Here is a 1,177-nt window from a genome sequence, read left to right as displayed (position 1 = left end):
TGCATTCTCACTCGTATACCGTCCACGACTGGTTTCCACCGCCGCTTCACCCGGCACACGACGCTCCCCTACCCATCACAGCAGGCGTTGGCCCTATATGCTGCAATGACACGACTTCGGTGATGTGCTTGAGCCCCGCTACATTGTCGGCGCGGAATCACTTGACCAGTGAGCTATTACGCACTCTTTCAAGGGTGGCTGCTTCTAAGCCAACCTCCTGGTTGTCTCTGCGACTCCACATCCTTTCCCACTTAGCACACGCTTAGGGACCTTAGTCGGTGTTCTGGGCTGTTTCCCTCTCGACCATGGAGCTTATCCCCCACAGTCTCACTGCCACGCTCTCACTTACCGGCATTCGGAGTTTGGCTAAGGTCAGTAACCCGGTAAGGCCCATCGCCTATCCAGTGCTCTACCTCCGGCAAGAAACACGTGACGCTGCACCTAAATGCATTTCGGGGAGAACCAGCTATCACGGAGTTTGATTGGCCTTTCACCCCTAACCACAGGTCATCCCCCAGGTTTTCAACCCTGGTGGGTTCGGTCCTCCACACGGTCTTACCCGCGCTTCAACCTGCCCATGGCTAGATCACTCCGCTTCGGGTCTTGGGCATGCAACTCAACCGCCCTATTCGGACTCGCTTTCGCTACGGCTACCCCACACGGGTTAACCTCGCTACACACCGCAAACTCGCAGGCTCATTCTTCAAAAGGCACGCAGTCACGGCCCACCAGCAAGCTGATGAACGACGCTCCCACGGCTTGTAGGCACACGGTTTCAGGTACTATTTCACTCCGCTCCCGCGGTACTTTTCACCATTCCCTCACGGTACTATCCGCTATCGGTCACTAGGGAATATTTAGGCTTAGCGGGTGGTCCCGCCAGATTCACACGGGATTTCTCGGGCCCCGTGCTACTTGGGAGTTCTTCAAACGAGCCGTACAGATTTCGTCTACGGGGGTCTTACCCTCTACGCCGGACCTTTCGCATGTCCTTCGACTACCCATACGGTTTCTGACTCGCCGACCGGCCGGCAGACCGATCAAGAAAAATCCCACGACCCCCTGAGCGCAACCCCTGCCGGGTCTCACACGCTCAAGGTTTAGCCTCATCCAGTTTCGCTCGCCACTACTCCCGGAATCACGGTTGTTTTCTCTTCCTGCGGGTACTGAGATGTTT

1 rRNA gene is annotated in these 1,177 nt (G+C 56.4%); it reads right to left on the bottom strand.

Going from position 1 to position 1,177, the window contains the following annotated elements:
* Positions 1–1,177 (bottom strand): 23S ribosomal RNA (locus tag ACIQOV_RS42155); the annotation flags it as partial.

Origin of the sequence: Kitasatospora sp. NPDC091257 (assembly GCF_044757675.1) — a bacterium.
In the GTDB taxonomy this organism is placed as follows: Bacteria; Actinomycetota; Actinomycetes; order Streptomycetales; family Streptomycetaceae; genus Kitasatospora; species Kitasatospora lactacystinica.
This window is presented reverse-complemented; position numbering and strand designations above follow the sequence as displayed.